14 protein-coding genes are annotated in these 17522 nt (G+C 35.5%); 7 read left to right on the forward strand and 7 right to left on the reverse strand.

Features of this window, described 5'->3' with window-relative positions:
- Nucleotide 1 precedes the first annotated feature (1 nt).
- Entirely contained in the window at nt 2-1192 is a 1191-nt protein-coding gene (locus tag J3U23_RS10925) for an efflux RND transporter periplasmic adaptor subunit (protein WP_267331090.1), read from the reverse strand.
- A gap of 579 nt (nt 1193-1771) precedes the next feature.
- Between J3U23_RS10925 and J3U23_RS10930 the strand changes: the two genes are divergently transcribed.
- A complete protein-coding gene (locus J3U23_RS10930; protein WP_065733593.1) occupies nt 1772-2026 on the forward strand; it encodes a YfhL family 4Fe-4S dicluster ferredoxin in 255 nt (84 codons plus the stop codon).
- On the opposite strand, the gene ispH is transcribed toward J3U23_RS10930, so the two are convergent.
- The 6 genes from ispH to folE all read right to left on the reverse strand — a co-directional run bounded on the left by ispH (nt 2023) and on the right by folE (nt 8678).
- Complete coding sequence (gene ispH, locus J3U23_RS10935; RefSeq protein WP_267339238.1) at nt 2023-2973, reverse strand: 4-hydroxy-3-methylbut-2-enyl diphosphate reductase; 951 nt, start codon at nt 2971-2973, stop codon at nt 2023-2025. The genes J3U23_RS10930 and ispH overlap by 4 nt on opposite strands.
- A gap of 1 nt (nt 2974) precedes the next feature.
- Nucleotides 2975-3439 carry a signal peptidase II gene (gene lspA, locus J3U23_RS10940; RefSeq protein ID WP_065733549.1) on the reverse strand — a complete coding sequence of 155 codons (465 nt, stop codon included), beginning with the start codon at nt 3437-3439 and terminating at the stop codon, nt 2975-2977.
- Nucleotides 3440-3541: 102 nt separating this feature from the next.
- Nucleotides 3542-6349 (reverse strand): isoleucine--tRNA ligase, encoded by a 2808-nt coding sequence (gene ileS, locus J3U23_RS10945; RefSeq protein ID WP_267339239.1) that lies wholly within the window; start codon nt 6347-6349, stop codon nt 3542-3544.
- 38 nt (nt 6350-6387) lie between these two features.
- On the reverse strand, nt 6388-7326 hold the full coding sequence (ribF, locus tag J3U23_RS10950) for a bifunctional riboflavin kinase/FAD synthetase (protein ID WP_220225364.1): 939 nt from the start codon (nt 7324-7326) through the stop codon (nt 6388-6390).
- Between the two features lie 181 nt (nt 7327-7507).
- On the reverse strand, nt 7508-8005 hold the full coding sequence (locus tag J3U23_RS10955) for a hypothetical protein (RefSeq protein WP_065563825.1): 498 nt from the start codon (nt 8003-8005) through the stop codon (nt 7508-7510).
- A 16-nt stretch (nt 8006-8021) separates the two neighbouring features.
- Nucleotides 8022-8678 carry a GTP cyclohydrolase I FolE gene (gene folE, locus J3U23_RS10960; protein WP_267331093.1) on the reverse strand — a complete coding sequence of 219 codons (657 nt, stop codon included), beginning with the start codon at nt 8676-8678 and terminating at the stop codon, nt 8022-8024.
- Nucleotides 8679-8883: 205 nt separating this feature from the next.
- On the opposite strand from folE, the gene polA reads away from it, so the two are divergent.
- The 6 genes from polA to asnB all read left to right on the forward strand — a co-directional run bounded on the left by polA (nt 8884) and on the right by asnB (nt 17425).
- The gene (gene polA / locus J3U23_RS10965; protein ID WP_267339240.1) at nt 8884-11658 is read left to right on the forward strand and encodes a DNA polymerase I; all 2775 of its coding nucleotides are present in this window, start codon (nt 8884-8886) and stop codon (nt 11656-11658) included.
- Nucleotides 11659-11888: 230 nt separating this feature from the next.
- Nucleotides 11889-13313, forward strand: a complete 1425-nt coding sequence (gltX, locus tag J3U23_RS10970) for a glutamate--tRNA ligase (protein WP_267337756.1) — start codon at nt 11889-11891, stop codon at nt 13311-13313.
- Between the two features lie 44 nt (nt 13314-13357).
- On the forward strand, nt 13358-14944 hold the full coding sequence (locus J3U23_RS10975) for an intermembrane phospholipid transport protein YdbH family protein (protein WP_267339241.1): 1587 nt from the start codon (nt 13358-13360) through the stop codon (nt 14942-14944).
- A gap of 18 nt (nt 14945-14962) precedes the next feature.
- Nucleotides 14963-15148: a YnbE family lipoprotein gene (locus tag J3U23_RS10980; protein WP_065563820.1), complete on the forward strand. Its 186-nt coding sequence runs from the start codon at nt 14963-14965 to the stop codon at nt 15146-15148.
- A 106-nt stretch (nt 15149-15254) separates the two neighbouring features.
- Nucleotides 15255-15593, forward strand: coding sequence for a YdbL family protein (locus tag J3U23_RS10985; protein ID WP_267337758.1), 339 nt, complete (start codon nt 15255-15257; stop codon nt 15591-15593).
- Nucleotides 15594-15751: 158 nt separating this feature from the next.
- On the forward strand, nt 15752-17425 hold the full coding sequence (asnB, locus tag J3U23_RS10990) for an asparagine synthase B (protein WP_065563818.1): 1674 nt from the start codon (nt 15752-15754) through the stop codon (nt 17423-17425).
- Nucleotides 17426-17522: the final 97 nt, after the last annotated feature.

Below are 17522 nucleotides of genomic sequence, written 5' to 3' on the forward strand. Positions count from 1 at the left end.
ATCAAAATCTTATCCTCGGCGTGCGTCCATTAGGATTAAATAATGCGCCATTGTTACTACCAATAATGACGACTTCACCTTCTTTAAGTCCCGATTTGATTTCCACATTGATATTATTATTGATACCTAGACTGACTTCTCGTTCTTCAACATTATTATGTTGATCAAGTAGATAAATAATCGCTTTATTATCTGCTAAATTTTTTTGAACAGCTTGGGATGGAATAGTCAGTACATTTTTCGCTTCAGCTAACACAATATATACTTGAGCTGTCATTGAAATACGTAAAAGATGATCAGGATTATCAACATCAAATAATCCATTGTAATAAATTGCGCTTTTGGAGGTAGATGATGAGCTTAACGTAGAGTTTTCGCTATTAATTGAGTCAGGTGCAGGCTCAATCGATCTTAATGTTAATCCCTCAAACCGCTTGTTTGGTTGTCCTAATATAGTGAAATAAACGGGCATACCTTTTTTAACACCAATAACATCGGCTTCCGAAATTTGTGCTTCAATGGTCATTTTATCCAATTGAGCGACTTTAACGATAGTCGGAGCACTTTGTACCGAGTTTACCGTTTGCCCTTGGTCGACAGGAATGGCAACAATAACACCATCAATTGGTGAGCGTATTTTGGTATAACCTAAATTAACTTTTGCAGTATCGACCGCCACTTGAGCGCTAACAATATCTGCATCAAGCGCTGCAATATCAGCTTTGATTGCATCAAGATCGGCTTTTGCTGAATCTAAATCTGATTGGACACCAACCCCTTTTTTAACCAGTTTTAATTGGCGTTCATAAGTTAGTTGATAGTTAACTAATTTCGCTTGCTTAGATGTACGCTGAGCTTCCAAGCTGTTTAATTTTGCTTCAGATTGTTTGAGATCGTTACTTTGTTTAAGATCATCAATCTCAGCTATCATATCTCCCTGCTTAACTTCATCGCCAAGTTCAACATACAATTTTTTGATTTGTCCAGAAACTTGTGCACCAACACTAACTTGTTTAAAAGCGCTTATAGTGCCATCAGCAAGAACCGTTTTCTCAACATTTCCTTTCGTTACTGGCGACGTAATATAATTAACGGCCTGCTCTGAAGGAAAAAAAATTAATTTTCCTAAATAAAGCACAACTAAAGTGGCAATAAAGATAACGATATATTTGAATCTAAAGAATTTTGCCAATTTTTCATCCTTTCGTTTTTGTTATTTTTTGAGCATTGTATCGTATTAATTTCATTTGCAATGATAACTAAAGATAATAAATTGTAATTTTTATGAAAATTTTTAACTGTATTAAAGATATTTCTGAATTGATAGAAAAAATCACCTTTCTTTCAATATGTACTTAAAAATTTAATTATAAATATCATTAGATAATCATACATAGGAATACCTGTTTATTGCCCAAAAAAGTAGGCAATTCCTAATTAACTTACTAATGAAAATTAGTGAAGCTTTGAGCCGTTCCTTTGTTCAATTTACTAATAAAACTATTTTCGCGTCAAGCTGATAAGTTTCTAAAATAATTCTAAAATTCCAATAACTATTTAGGTGGATAATCTGATTAGGAACACTTATTTTGATATGCATTAGGCTTTAATTTCCAAATTTATGCAATTTTAGACCTTCAAAAACCCCGTTCCTCAAAATTTTTTGCAAAAGTTTTGTCAATACTCAATGTAAATGTAGATCCGTATTAGGATTTATTTAGGATTGCGTTATAATGGCGCAAATTTTTTATTCGTTAAAGATATTGTAGCAATGGCGTTAAAAATAACTGATAAGTGTATTAATTGTGATATGTGTGAACCTGAATGTCCAAATGAGGCCATTTCAATGGGGTTCGATACTTATGAAATTGATCCAAATAAATGCACTGAGTGTGTCGGTTATTATGATCATTCTACCTGTCAACGCGTCTGTCCAATTCAAAATGCGATTATTGCTGATCCAGAGCATGTCGAAACCCAAGAAGAGTTATTAGAAAAATTTAAGCAACTAACACATGCTTCTTAATCAGTTGTTTTAACTTCTATACGTAACTCTTTGGGAATTTCAAAAGTAATATTTTCTGAAATACCTTCGGTTTCAATCATTGATGTGCAACCTAAACTTTTTAGATGCTCAATAACTTGTTTAACTAAAATTTCTGGGGCAGAAGCGCCAGCGGTGACACCAATAGTTTGAGCATTTTCTAACCATTTAAGATTGATGTCTGAGGCGTAGTCGATTAAGTAGGCATTTTTGCTGTTTCGTCTTGCAAGCTCTGCTAATCGACTGGAGTTTGATGAATTTTTAGATCCAACCACTAAGACAATATCGGCTTGAGATGATAACTGCTTAACTGCTTGTTGGCGGTTAGTGGTGGCATAACAAATATCGTTTTTACGAGGGCTACGAATATTGGGAAATCGATTTTTTAACGCTTCAATGATTTCTGCGGTATCATCAACCGATAAGGTTGTTTGTGTTGTAAAACAGAGATGATTGTCATTTTTTACTTGCAAGTTTTGTACATCTTTAATTGATTCGACTAAATAGATTCCACCTGCTGGATTACTATATTGTCCCATCGTGCCATCTACTTCAATATGGCCAGCATGACCAATAAGAATAACTTCTTCACCTCGATAGCTTGCTCTGGCGACTTCCATATGAACTTTAGTTACTAAAGGGCATGTTGCATCGAATATTCGTAGCTGGCGACGTTTGGCCTCATCACGAACTGTTTTAGATACCCCATGGGCAGAAAAAATAAGGATACTGTTGTCTGGGACATCATTGAGATCTTCGATAAATATTGCGCCAAGTTCTTTAAGACGGTTAACTACGTAGCGATTATGTACAACTTCATGGCGAACATAAACAGGAGCACCAAATAGCTCAAGCGCGCGTTCAACGATAGTAATAGCTCGATCTACTCCAGCACAAAAGCCACGAGGATTAGCGAGTATAATCTGCATATTAGTCAGTCTTTTTAGCATAATTGCTTAGGATGTAAAATCCAATACCTAAACAAATCGCACAATCAGCAATATTAAAAGTTGGGTAGTGCCAATCACCAAAATTGACATCTAGAAAGTCGACAACAAATCCATGGTAAAGACGGTCAAATAGGTTTCCTAATGCACCACCTAAAATTAATGCTAATGAAAAATTTTCTAATTTTTGCTTATGGTTACTGCGATATAACATATAAACAATTACGACACTAACAGCAAAAGCTACGGCAGCAAGTATCCATCGTTGACCTTCAAAAATACTGAAAGCTGCGCCAATATTATGTACATAGGTGATAGAGAAGAAGGGTAAAAGATTTACAGATTCAAATAAGTAAAAATTATTTATAATCCAGAATTTACTTGCGATATCGATAATAAAAACTACAACCGCAAATAATAACCAGTGAAGTCCGTTATCTTTTTTCATATAATTTATGCTCATTATTATAATACCGCCGACAATCGTCGGCGGTAAGTGTTCTTAATTGCTATAAAATTATTTTTATAGCCCTATTTATTTTTATATCACTTAGGCAAAATGTCTAACTTCACCATTACCATGAATGTTTTGTTCACAACGTTTACATAGGTGAGTGGTTGGGTTGTTATCAACTGTAAAATGCCAGCAACGAGGACATTTATCGCCTTGTGCTTTAGCAAGCTCAATTTTAAGACCTTGAATATCACTTTGTACCGCATGTTGTGGTGCATTTTCTAAAGGTTTCACCGTCGCTTGTGAAGTCAGTAATACAAAGCGTAATTCGTTTTCTAATTTAGCGAGTGCCGTTGCTATTTCGCTATTAGCATAAAGGGTTACCGCTGCTTCAAGTGATCCCCCGATAACTTTATCATTACGGCCTTGTTCTAAAACTTTATTGACTTCACTTCGAATAGCTAAGATTTGAGCCCAATAAGCACTGTTTAATGTTTCACTATCTGATAAGGTAAATAGCAAGGTATACCATTCATCTTCAAATACAAATTCAGATTTTTCAGAAGCAGGTAGATATTGCCAAATTTCATCAGCAGTGAATGATAAAACTGGTGCAATCCAACGAACCATTGCTTGAGCGATATGATATAACGCAGTTTGACAACTATGGCGCGCAACACTATCGCTTTTTGCTGTATATTGACGATCTTTGATAATATCTAAATAGAATGAGCCCATTTCGATTGAGCAAAATTGCATAATACGTTGTACGACTCTATGGAAATCGTAGTTTTCATAAGCTTGAATGATTTGCTCTTGAGCTTCTTTAGCTATACTGACAGCCCAACGATCAAGTACTACCATATCTTCTGGTTTAACCATATCTTTAGCTGGATCGAAACCATTTAAGTTAGCCAGTAAGAAGCGTGCGGTATTACGAATACGACGGTAGCTATCGGCTGCACGTTTAATGATTTCATCTGAATAACTCATTTCGCCTGAATAATCAGTCGATGCAATCCACAAACGTAAAATATCTGCCCCAAGTTTATTCATCACTTCTTGTGGGGTCACAATGTTACCAAGTGATTTAGACATCTTACGTCCTTGTCCATCGACCACAAAACCGTGAGTTAATACTTGTTTATACGGTGCTTTGTTATCAATTGCCGTTGATAGCATTAATGAAGACATAAACCAACCACGATGCTGATCTGAACCTTCTAAGTACATATCGGCTTCGTGTCCTGCAAATTCAGGACGCACGCCAACCACTGAGTAGAATGTTGAGCCTGAATCAAACCATACATCTAGTGTATCGGGCACTTTACGATAATCATCAGCATCAGGACCTAATAAATCTTTAATATCGGCATCCCACCATGCTTGAATACCGTTTTGTTCAACCAATTTAGCCACTTTCTCAACTAATTGTAGTGTGTCTGGATGTAACTCTTCAGTTTCTTTATGCACAAATAGCGTCATAGGCACGCCCCATGTGCGTTGGCGTGAAATACACCAATCAGGACGGTTCGCTACCATAGTTTCAATTCGAGCTTGTCCCCAATCTGGAATCCAACGAACTTGTTTGATCTCTTTTAGTGATTGAGCACGTAAACCTTGTTTATCCATACTGATAAACCATTGTGGTGTTGCACGGTAGATAACAGGCGTTTTATGTCGCCAGCAACAAGGATAGCTATGTTCAATATTTTCAAAGTGTAGTAAAGCATTGCGTTCTTTTAATAGTTCAACTACCACTTTATTGGCTTTGAAAACAAACAAACCATCTAAACCAACGCCTGTTCCAGGTAAATAACAGCCATTGCCACCAACAGGGTTAGCAACTTCAAGCCCATATTTTTGACCAACTAAAAAGTCTTCAACACCGTGACCAGGCGCAGTGTGCACTGCACCTGTACCTGCGTCAACTGTCACATGTTCACCAAGTACAATTGGTTCATCAAACTCAAGGAAAGGATGTTTAAAGCGTAATAGCTCAAGCGCATCACCTTTACAGCTGCCAAGTATTTTCCATTCTGAAATTTCGGCACGTTTCATGACTGATTCGACCAGATCAGCGGCTAAAATTAAGCATTCTTTATCGTTTATTTGTACTAGTTGATACTCAAATTCAGCATTTAAGGCAATACCTCGGCTGGCAGGTAATGTCCAAGGTGTTGTCGTCCAAATCACGGCATAAATAGTTAGGTCGGTATTAACACCAAATTTACTTGCAACAGCTTGATTATCTACGGCTTTGAATTTTACATCTATTGCGGGCGATGATTTATCATAATATTCGACTTCAGCTTCCGCTAAAGCTGACATACAATCTGTACACCAATAAACTGGTTTAGCACCTTTGACTAAATGCCCATTTTGAATCACTCTACCTAAAGCACGAATAATATTCGCTTCAGTATCATAGTCCATTGTACGGTATGGATTTTGCCAATCCCCAAGCACACCCATGCGAATAAAATCAGCTTTTTGTAATTCAACTTGTGAAGCAGCATAATCACGACAAATTTGGCGAAACTCAGCCGGTGTTACTTTTACACCTGGTTTACCGACTTGCTCCTCGACTTTTTGCTCAATCGGCAAACCATGACAATCCCATCCTGGAATATATGGGGAGTCATAACCACTTAAGCCTTTTGATTTGATAATAATGTCTTTAATAATTTTATTAACGGCATGACCAATATGAAGTTTTCCGTTTGCATAAGGAGGGCCATCATGCAGAATAAAAGCTTTTTTGCCTTTTTTGCCTTGACGGATTTTGCGATAAAGTTCTTTATCGTACCAATTTTGCAACATCGCCGGTTCACGTTTAGCAAGATCACCTCGCATAGGGAATCCGGTTTCCGGTAAATTCAATGTGTTTTTATAGTCTGTCATGCTGATTTATTCCAGTTAATTTTTGTTGAAACTACTTTTTAATTGGTTAATTTTGCACTGATCTGTTTCGCAGTGCAAACATCTTGTGCAATTTGTTGTTTTAAATCGGTTAGCGAATCAAATTTTTTCTCGTCGCGTAACTTATGAACGAATATAACGTCTAAATATTGTCCATAAATATCACCTGAAAAGTCAAATAGATTAACCTCTAAAATAGCCTTTTTGCCTTCAATGGTTGGTCTTATACCGATATTGGCAATGCCATGATAATGCTGATTACTACAACAGTTTTTGACTTTTACAAAATAGACGCCTTGTAAAGCGGGTTTTTTTCGATTTAAATGAATATTGGCTGTCGGAAATCCTAATTGTCTGGCTAACGCATTGCCATGAACCACTTTCCCTTCAATGGCGTAATTACGGCCTAAAAGGCAATGAGCCAATTTAAAATCACTATTAAATAACGCCTCACGAACAGCCGTACTGCTGATCCTTAAATCATTCCAAACAAACGTGGGCATACTCTCAACTACAAATTGATTGTTATGAGTATATTGTTGTAAAAGATTAATATCACCTTTACGTTCACGACCAAATCGGAAATCATCACCAATAACAATATATTTAGCTTGTAATTTGTTTATCAACCAATCTTGAATAAAATCTGGGGCTAACATATTGGCAAAGGTTTGGGTAAATGGCACCGCAATAATATAGTCGATACCCAATTTTTTAATTAATTCCACTTTTTCTTTAAAAGACGTTAACCTAGCGGGAGCATTTTGTTTGCAAAAAAACTCTAAAGGTTGAGGCTCAAATAACATAACCACTGTTGGTAAGTTTAATTTCTTACTTTGTTTTATTAAATGGTTAATTAATTGTTGGTGTCCTAAATGCACGCCATCAAAGTTGCCCAATGTAAGTACACATTGAGTAAATTGATTGTTTAAATTATCAATACCGCGAATGATCTTCATGAAAGCGTGCTATTAATTGTGATGTTTTAACTAAAATAGCTGTGAATTATACCAATCTTTCTTAAAGATGCACGTAATATAAAGTTGATTTGTATTTGATTTTGGGATTTTGATGAATAATCAATTCCCATACGACTGTCACAAAAATCCACTGAATTTAGATTGGCGTGAATTTGGATTGTTACCAAAAAATCCGACAATAAGCCAGTTCTTTTGCCCGTTTTTTATATTCAGCTTGTTGCTCATTAGGAATAAAAAATCGGTTTTTTTCTATCTCTTCGCACTCTTTTACATCGCGTTTAATGTGCTCTGCTTCTTCTTTTGAAATTCGAAAGAAATGGGTATTAAATATACCGATTTTTGTATCATCATCCATAGTTACTTTGTTTTCTAAACCAAAATTTCTTTCTGATGGATAAGCCAGTCCGTCGAAATAGTCTTGTGATTTTGTGAGTTTTCGCATCGCAATGGTTTGACCATTACCATAAACGTAGTTTTCATTGATAAAGTAATTGTCTCCTTGTTTACTTATTTCAACAAGATTGGCGATCGACGCCGTATGTTTATAATCCGGACCACCTTCAACCCAAAAACCAATAAATTTATCATTATGATTAGATTCCTGTTCAGAACAGGCTGTAATAAACAGTATCATAAACATGAGTGATAAATATTTCATTCAATATCCTTTATTATTAATGATTTAATGCGCGTAAAAACTCTTGTCGGGTGCTTGGATTCGTTTTAAAGCCTCCCCCTAATGCGGTCGTGGTAGTTAAACTATTGGAATCTTTAATACCTCGAGCTTTAACACAATAGTGAGTAGCATCAATTGAAACAGCAACATTAACTGTTCCTAATAGCGTCTGTAGTGCCACCAAAATTTGTTGGGTTAATCTTTCTTGCACTTGCGGGCGCTGGGAAAAAAATTCAACAATCCGATTGATTTTTGATAAACCAATCACTTTATCTTTTGGGATATAAGAAACGGTGGCTTTACCGTCAATGGTCACAAAATGGTGCTCACAAACACTGGTTAAAGTAATATCACGAACGGTAATCATTTCATCAACCTGCATTTTGTTTTCAATCAGGGTGATTTTGGGAAAGTTATGATAGTTAAGTCCGGAAAAGATCTCATCAACATACATTTTTGCAACGCGATGCGGAGTTTCAGCAAGGCTATCATCACTCAAATCAAGTTCCATAAGTTTCATGATTTCTCGGAAATGCGCTTCTATTTTTGCTTTCCGTTCGCTATTGTCCATAGGTAAACGACATGATGGGGTTTCAAGATTTTTAGCTGCTAGTGCTTTTTTGACCTCTAGTGCTGCAGGACTTAATTCTGTCATTTATTTGATACTCAGACGAAAATAGATATCAGTATTATATAATAGTGATATAGCGATATACAGTATTTTTAATTAATCAATTTGACTTAAAGATCGATGCGATCTCGAATATTTTTACACTATATTATCGGTGTTCACAAGAATATTGTTACTAATTAGGTTATACTACTAATAATTGTATTAAATAACATTTGGGTAACTATTAATGCCAAATAATACGCCAATTATTTTAATTGATGGCTCTTCTTATCTTTATCGTGCTTTTTTTGCATGTCCTCCATTAACTAATTCCAAAGGTGAGCCAACAGGGGCTATTTTTGGTGTGGTCAATATGATACGCAGTCTAATGAATCAATATGATCCAACTCATATTGCTGTCGTTTTTGATGCGAGTGGCGGATCTTTCCGTAATGAACTTTATAGCGAGTATAAAGCGACTCGAGAAGAAATGCCTGAAAATTTACGGCCCCAAATCGAACCAATTCATACTATTTTAAAAGCGATGGGATTACCGCTGCTTTGTGTAGATGGTGTAGAGGCTGATGATGTGATAGGCACATTGGCTAGACAAGCAGAAAAAGAAAACCTAGAGGTACTAATCAGTACTGGTGATAAAGATATGGCACAATTAGTCAGTGATAAAATCACACTAATAAATACCATGAATAACACAATTCTTGATCCAGAAGGTGTTATGAAAAAATTTGGTGTGCCGCCAGAAAAAATGATTGATTATTTAGCATTAAGAGGTGATACGTCTGATAATATTCCTGGTGTTCCGGGAATTGGTGAAAAAACGGCACTAAATTTATTAACGCATTTTGAAAGTTTAAATGATATTTATAGCCATTTGGATGAAATTGAAAAATTGCCTATTCGTGGTGCTAAATCATTGAAAAGTAAATTGGCTGATCATAAAAAAGAAGCTGACCTTTGTTATTTATTGGCGACAATTAAAACGGATGTTCCATTAGATTTCACGACGGAACAATTACTTATAGGTGATATCGATGCAACTAAATTAGTTGAATTGTTTGCTTATTATGATTTCCATCGTTGGCAAAAAGAATTAATCGCTGGTAACTTTTTAAATCAGCAAAGTCAAATTCCTGTCGAAATTGCAGGAGAATTGCCCTCAATTGACCAAGAAGAGCTAGAGACTGAAGTACACGAAAAGGATTATCAATGTATTTTAACCAATACACAATTAGATGAATGGATTGCAACATTAACTAGTTGCGAAGCCTTTGCATTTGATACGGAAACGGATAATGTCGATCATTTCCATGCTAAGCTTGTTGGGATATCGCTAAGTGTTACTCCAAATCAAGCTGCTTATATTCCTCTAGCTCATCAATACTTAGATGTTCCAGAACAGCTACCGCTTAATGATGTATTGGCAAAATTAAAACCAATATTAGAGAATCCTCAAATCAAAAAAATCGTCCAAAATGCCAAATTTGACTACAGTGTATTGGCGAACTATGGCATCCAAGTGCAGGGTATTGCTTATGACACGATGCTAGAGTCCTATGTATTAAATAGCACTCAACGACATGACATGGATAGTATGGCAAAACGCTATTTGAAATATAAAACAATTACTTATGATGAATTAACTAAAGTTGGTAGAAAGCAATCAAGTATTGATACTATTGATATTGAAAAAACAACTCAATATGCAGCAGAAGATGCTGATATTACTCTTCAATTACATCAAAAATTATGGCCACAGCTAGAAAAAAATGAAAAACTCACTAAGTTATTTTCAGACATTGAAATGCCACTAGCAATTATTTTAGCTAACATGGAAAGAACTGGGGTTCTTGTTGATGCTGAACAATTAAAAGCGTATTCAAAAGAACTTAACAAAATATTAAAGGATACTGAAGAAGAGTTACAATTCCTTGCGGGTGAAAAATTTAATCCGGGTTCACCAAAACAAATTCAAGCAATTTTATTTGATAAACACCAATTACCCGTACTCAAAAAAACGCCTAAAGGTGATCCTTCAACAAGTGAAGAAGTATTAAATGAATTAGCAAATACATATGTATTACCTCGTAAAATTTTATATTACCGTGGTTTAGCCAAATTAAAAAATACTTATACCGATAAACTACCGTTGATGATTAGCCCAATTGATCACCGAATTCATACCAATTATAACCAAATTGGTACTGTAACAGGACGATTATCATCAAACGACCCTAATTTACAAAATATTCCTGTTCGAACCGAGGAAGGTCGCCGTATTCGCCAAGCGTTTATCGCCCCAAAAGGTTATAAAATTATTTCAGCTGATTATTCGCAAATTGAGCTACGTATTATGGCGCATTTATCGCAGGATAAAAGTTTGCTAAATGCTTTTGCTCATGATAAAGACATTCATCGGGTGACAGCGAGTGAAATTCTAAGTAAACCAGAGCCAGAAGTTACCGCAGAAGAGCGAAGAAGAGCTAAAGCTGTAAATTTCGGATTAATTTATGGCATGAGTGCTTTTGGGTTATCTAAACAAATTAATATTCCTCGTAAAGAAGCAAAATTCTATATTGATCGTTATTTTGAACGTTATCCTGGTGTACAAGTGTATATGGACAGAATTCGTCAACAAGCATCCGAGCAAGGCTACGTTGAAACCTTATCTGGAAGACGATTATATTTACCAAAAATTAGCTCATCTAGAGTTAATGAAAAACGAGGTGCTGAGCGTGCGGCAATCAACGGACCAATGCAAGGTACAGCAGCTGATATTATCAAAATAGCAATGATCAAAATGAGTGAATGGATTAAAACCCAGTCTAACGGTAATATCAGAATGTTAATGCAAGTACACGATGAACTTGTATTTGAGGTTAAAGAAGAGCTTGTTAGTGAATATAGTAAATCTATTAAATCTATCATGGAAAATTGTTATCAACTCTCAGTACCATTAAAAGTGGATGTCGGTATTGGTAATAATTGGGATGAAGCTCATTAATCGCTTTGATAATTTATATTTTTATACTCGATTTTATATTGAGTAACTACTTAAATTAGTTGCTAATTTTGTCTATTACTGACGGCTTGCTGAAACCTTTTGACGTGTTAAAATAAGCAACTAAATTGAACTTATTGCAATTGCCTTTCCTATCTATGGAAAGCGGTTAAATAAAAAGAGCATAAGTGATAAATTGACATTTTAGGGCTCTTTATTAATAGGATTATTTCATGAAAATTAAAACCCGTTTTGCACCAAGCCCAACTGGTTACTTACATGTTGGTGGTGCACGTACTGCGCTTTATTCTTGGCTATATACCCGCCATGCGCATGGCGCCTTTGTATTGCGTATTGAAGATACCGACCTTGAACGTTCAACACCAGAAGCGATTGACGCGATTATGGAAGGTATGAATTGGTTAAAATTATCATGGGATGAAGGCCCATATTTCCAAACTAAACGTTTTGATCGTTATAATCAAGTTATTGACGAAATGTTAGCCAATAAAACGGCTTATCGTTGTTATTGCTCAAAAGAGCGCTTAGAAAAATTGCGCGAAGAGCAAATGGCGAAAGGTGAAAAAGCCCGATATGACGGTCATTGTCGTTGTGATGAAGTGCAAAAACAGCATTCACACACTGAGCCACATGTTGTCCGCTTTGCTAACCCGATAGATGGCGTAGTTGTTTTCAATGATCTGATACGTGGTCCAATTGAAATTGCCAATAAAGAGCTTGATGATTTAATCATACGCCGTACTGATGGTTCTCCAACTTATAACTTTTGCGTCGTTGTTGATGATTGGGATATGGAAATTACCCATGTTATTCGTGGTGAAGATCATATTAATAATACTCCTCGCCAAATTAATATTTTAAAAGCACTAGGCGCACCATTACCTGAATATGGTCATGTATCAATGATTTTAGGTGACGATGGACAAAAACTCTCTAAACGTCATGGTGCAGTGAGTGTGATGCAATACCGTGATGATGGTTATCTGCCAGAAGCCTTGCTTAACTATTTAGTTCGTCTAGGCTGGTCTCATGGCGATCAAGAGATATTTTCTGTACCAGAAATGATTGATTTCTTTTCATTAGATGCAGTAAGTAAATCTGCCAGTGCATTTAATACTGAAAAATTACTTTGGTTAAATCATCATTATATTAACCATTTAGATGCTGATTATGTTGCACAGCATTTAGTTTGGCATATGAATCAGCAAGGTTATGATTTAACACAAGGTCCTGATTTAATTACTATAGTGAAACTATTTGGTGAACGTTGTAAAACATTGAAAGAAATGGCTGAGTCATGTACTTATTGCTATCAAGATTTTGATGAGTTTGATGCTGATGCAGCTAAAAAACATTTACGACCTGTTGCAAAAGAACCTTTAGAGCTAATCAAAGCTAAAATTGCAGCAATTTCAGATTTTGATTGGCAAATTGATAAAATTCATCATGCTATTGAGGCAACAGCCACCGAGCTTGAAGTCGGGATGGGTAAAGTAGGTATGCCACTTCGTGTTGCAGTGACGGGAATTGGGCAATCGCCTTCTGTTGACGCAACTGTTTATGCTGTTGGTAAAAAACGTACATTAGCAAGAATTGACAAGGCATTGGCTTATATTGCTAACAGAGAACAAGCATAATAATCGCCGATACTATTCGGCGATCCACTTGTTGAGAGTTTATTATGGCTCGCTTAAAAAAACGTTATTGGATTCCATCTCTTATATTACTCATAATAGTGATATTAAGCTTATATGGTTGGCGATATTGGTTATCATTCAAGGATGAACATAATCTTTCTATAGATTGGCAAGGTATTGATATCGGCCTCAGCGGATTATCTTTTGATGAACTAACTATTTCACAACAGCCACAATTATTGTTAAAAGCGAGCAATGTCAAACTATCGTTGTCAACCTTTACGGCAAAAAGTATTGATATTTACTGGTCCGATTCAACTGATAAATCAGGCTTGCCAAAGGTGACAGATACACAAGAGCTCAATCAATCTTCTCCTAATTCTTCCACTGTATCGACTATCATTTATTGGCTTCCAAATAATATCAATGTCGACTCTTTAACATTTTATCAACAGAAAAAAGAGTTAGTTAACCTGAAGGTTCAGGCCACTAAAGAGCAAAATACAATACAACTTAATCTATCAAGTAATAATCAACACACATTAACTGCTAACCTTTCGTTTGATCAGTTAAATTCTTGCTTCGAAATCAAAGAGGGGGTCTTGACGACTTCCTTGAATCAATTTGGAATAGAAAAAGGTAATCTGACTTTACCATTTACTGGGGTTTTAACTAGCGATAAAGTTATTTTAAAGAGTTCAGACAACGCTTTATTTAATATTGAAAAAGCGAAATTTTCAGATGACTTAATTGTTAAACCATTAGTAGGAAAGCTGACCTTTGAAGTAACAATACCTATTTCGCTTGAATCGAAACAAATTAATGCAAAATCAACATTAACAATTAATAAATTTGATGGCATATTTAAAGCGACTGAATTTAAATCCGCAGTTGGCAACATCGATATTTCATTTAATAGCAATCAATTTACTATTTCAACGCCCGCATTAACTATTCAACAAGTTAATATTGGTGTTAATTTCGAGAAGATTAGATTAGTAGGTAGCTATTCAGCATCGCTAAATGCACCGAGTAAAGGGGTAGTGAAATGGACGAAAGCGCAAGCCGCTATTTTTTCTGGCTCAGTTTTTCTTGATCAGGGACAATTGAATTTAGCTAAATTACCCCAACAATTTAATTTAAGGCTAAAAAAGATACAATTGAAAGATATCTTGGCTAAATATCCTGCCGATGGTTTAGCTGGAGATGGGGCAATTGATGGCACTTTGCCAATAACATTATTACCGTCCAGTAAAAAAGGGACAGCTTTTAATGAAGTCGTCATAAAAAATGGCCAGTTAGTTACGGTTAATGAAGGATATTTACAGTTTGAAAATACGGCACTGAAAAATTATGCCCAAGCAAACCCGAATATGAAAATTCTCACTGATATAATCAAAAATTTTCATTATACTAAGTTGTCGGGTATGGTGAGTTATCAAAATGAAATTGCTAAATTAGGACTAAATATTCAAGGTAATAACCGTGATGTTGAAAATGGTAAAGCGGTGAATTTGAATATAAATCTTGAAGAGAATATTGCAAAACTATTAATAAGTTTACAACTTTCCGATCAAATTAACGAACCTATTCGTAAACGTATTGAAGCGTATTTAAAAAGGAAATCTTGATAGATAAGAGGTTATTCTATGATTAAAACTATTATTACAATTATAGTGTGTAGTGCTGTACTAATGGGTTGTACGCCAACGGTTAAAGTGCAAGCACCAAATGAACCAATTAATATCAATTTGAACGTTAAGATTGATCACGAAATTAATATCAAAGTGGACAAAGCGCTAGATAATATTATTAATAAATCAGGTTTATATTAATATTAATGAGTGCATAAACACGACTTTTATAGCAAAACATTAAAATTTCAACCGTTTTTACATATTTAATTCATCTTAATATGATGTATTTAATAAGGAGTCTGTTATGAATAAAAAAGCGATAGTAGCATTATTATCAATCTTATTAGCTATGCCAGTTTTTGCTTTAAATTTAGATCAAGCGATTAATTCACTACCTCAAGCAAAAGCAAATGGTTTAGTTGGAGAACAAACCGATGGTTATTTAGGCGTTGTAAAAAATGAAGGTAATGCAAGCGAAATTGCCCAATTAATTAATCAGGCTCGTAAACAAGAGTACCAAAAAGTATCAGCTGAAAGTAACGTGCCACTAGTTGAAGTTCAAAACAAAGCAGGAAGTAAAGCTCAAGAAAAAACGCCTGCTGGTCAATACATCAAACAGCAAGGGCAGTGGATAAAAAAATAAAAGCAATCTTTATTATAGGAAAAGTATAACGATATTGTACTTTAATTGTTAATCAATAATGTGTATCCTGTTATTTTTGTGATTTGCTTGCAATAATATTTAAAATAAATTTTATTAGTAAATAGTATCGCTATAGCGATTTTAAATGGAGAAATTCAATGTGTTCGATTTTAGGTATTCTTGATATTAAATCAGATCCGGAACAGCTACGAACAAAAGCATTAGAGCTATCAAGCCTGCAACGTCATCGTGGCCCTGATTGGTCTGGTATTTTTGCTTCTGATAAAGCGATTTTAGCTCATGAACGTCTATCAATTGTAGATGTTAATACTGGATCTCAACCGCTTTATAATAAAGATAAAACATTAGTTTTAGCGGTTAATGGCGAAATTTATAATCATCAAGAACTCCGAAATCAGTACAAAGATCGTTATGAATTCCAAACAGGCTCTGACTGTGAAGTGATCTTAGCTTTATATCAAGAAAAAGGTATACACTGTCTTGATGACTTACAAGGCATGTTTGCGTTTATTCTTTATGATATTAATAAAGGCACCTATTTTATTGGTCGTGATCATATCGGTATCATTCCGATGTATATGGGACATGATGAAAACGGCACGTTTTACGTTGCGTCTGAAATGAAAGCATTGGTTCCGGTTTGTAAAACGATTGAGGCTTTTCCTCCTGGAAGTTACTTATCAAGTACAGAAGGTGAAATTAAAACCTATTACAAACGTGATTGGATGGAATATGATAACGTCAAAGATAATAAGACAGATATCAATGAACTTCGTGTTGCACTAGAAGAGTCTGTAAAAAGTCATCTTATGTCAGATGTTCCTTATGGCGTTTTATTATCTGGTGGACTTGATTCTTCTGTTATTTCAGCAATTACTAAAAAGTTTTCTGCTCGTCGCGTTGAAGATCATGAAAAATCAGAAGCATGGTGGCCACAATTGCACTCATTCGCGGTTGGTTTAAAAGGTGCCCCAGATCTTAAGGCTGCACAAGCAGTTGCTGATCATCTAGGTACTGTTCACCACGAAATTAACTTCACCATTCAAGAAGGTATTGATGCAATCCGTGATGTTATTTATTTTATCGAAACGTATGATGTAACAACGATTCGTGCCTCAACCCCAATGTATTTAATGGCAAGAAAAATTAAAGCAATGGGCATCAAAATGGTCCTATCAGGTGAAGGTGCTGATGAAGTGTTTGGTGGTTACCTCTATTTCCACAAAGCGCCAAATGCCAAAGAGTTCCATGAAGAAACTGTCCGAAAATTAGCCGCGTTACATATGTATGACTGTGCACGTGCTAATAAAGCAATGGCTGCATGGGGCGTTGAAGCGCGTGTACCTTTCTTGGATAAAAAATTCTTAGATGTGGCAATGCGTATTAATCCGAAAGATAAAATGTGTGGTAGTAACGGTAAAATGGAAAAACACATTGTTCGTGAAGCATTTGAATCTTACTTACCAGCATCAGTGGTATGGCGTCAAAAAGAACAATTCTCTGACGGTGTAGGCTACAGTTGGATCGATACCTTAAAAGAAATTGCTGAAAGCAAAATTACGGATCAACAGCTAGAAAATGCAAAATTCCGTTTCCCATACAATACGCCAACATCAAAAGAAGCGTATATGTATCGTGAGATTTTTGATGAATTATTCCCTGTTGAAAGTGCAGCACACTGTGTACCAGGTGGTCCAACCGTTGCTTGTTCAACTGCAAAAGCAATTGAATGGGATGAATCATTTAAAAATCTAAATGATCCCTCAGGCCGTGCAGCAGTTGGTGTACATAATGATGCTTATAAAAAATAGCAATCTTAAATTTTATAAAGGGCATGATTGCCCTTTTTTATTATGTCTTGAACTAGCTAATGCTACATTCCTAAAGCTATATTCCTAAAGCCCTCCA

Source organism: Gilliamella sp. B3367 (assembly GCF_026536825.1).
Lineage (GTDB): Bacteria > Pseudomonadota > Gammaproteobacteria > Enterobacterales > Orbaceae > Gilliamella > Gilliamella apicola_E.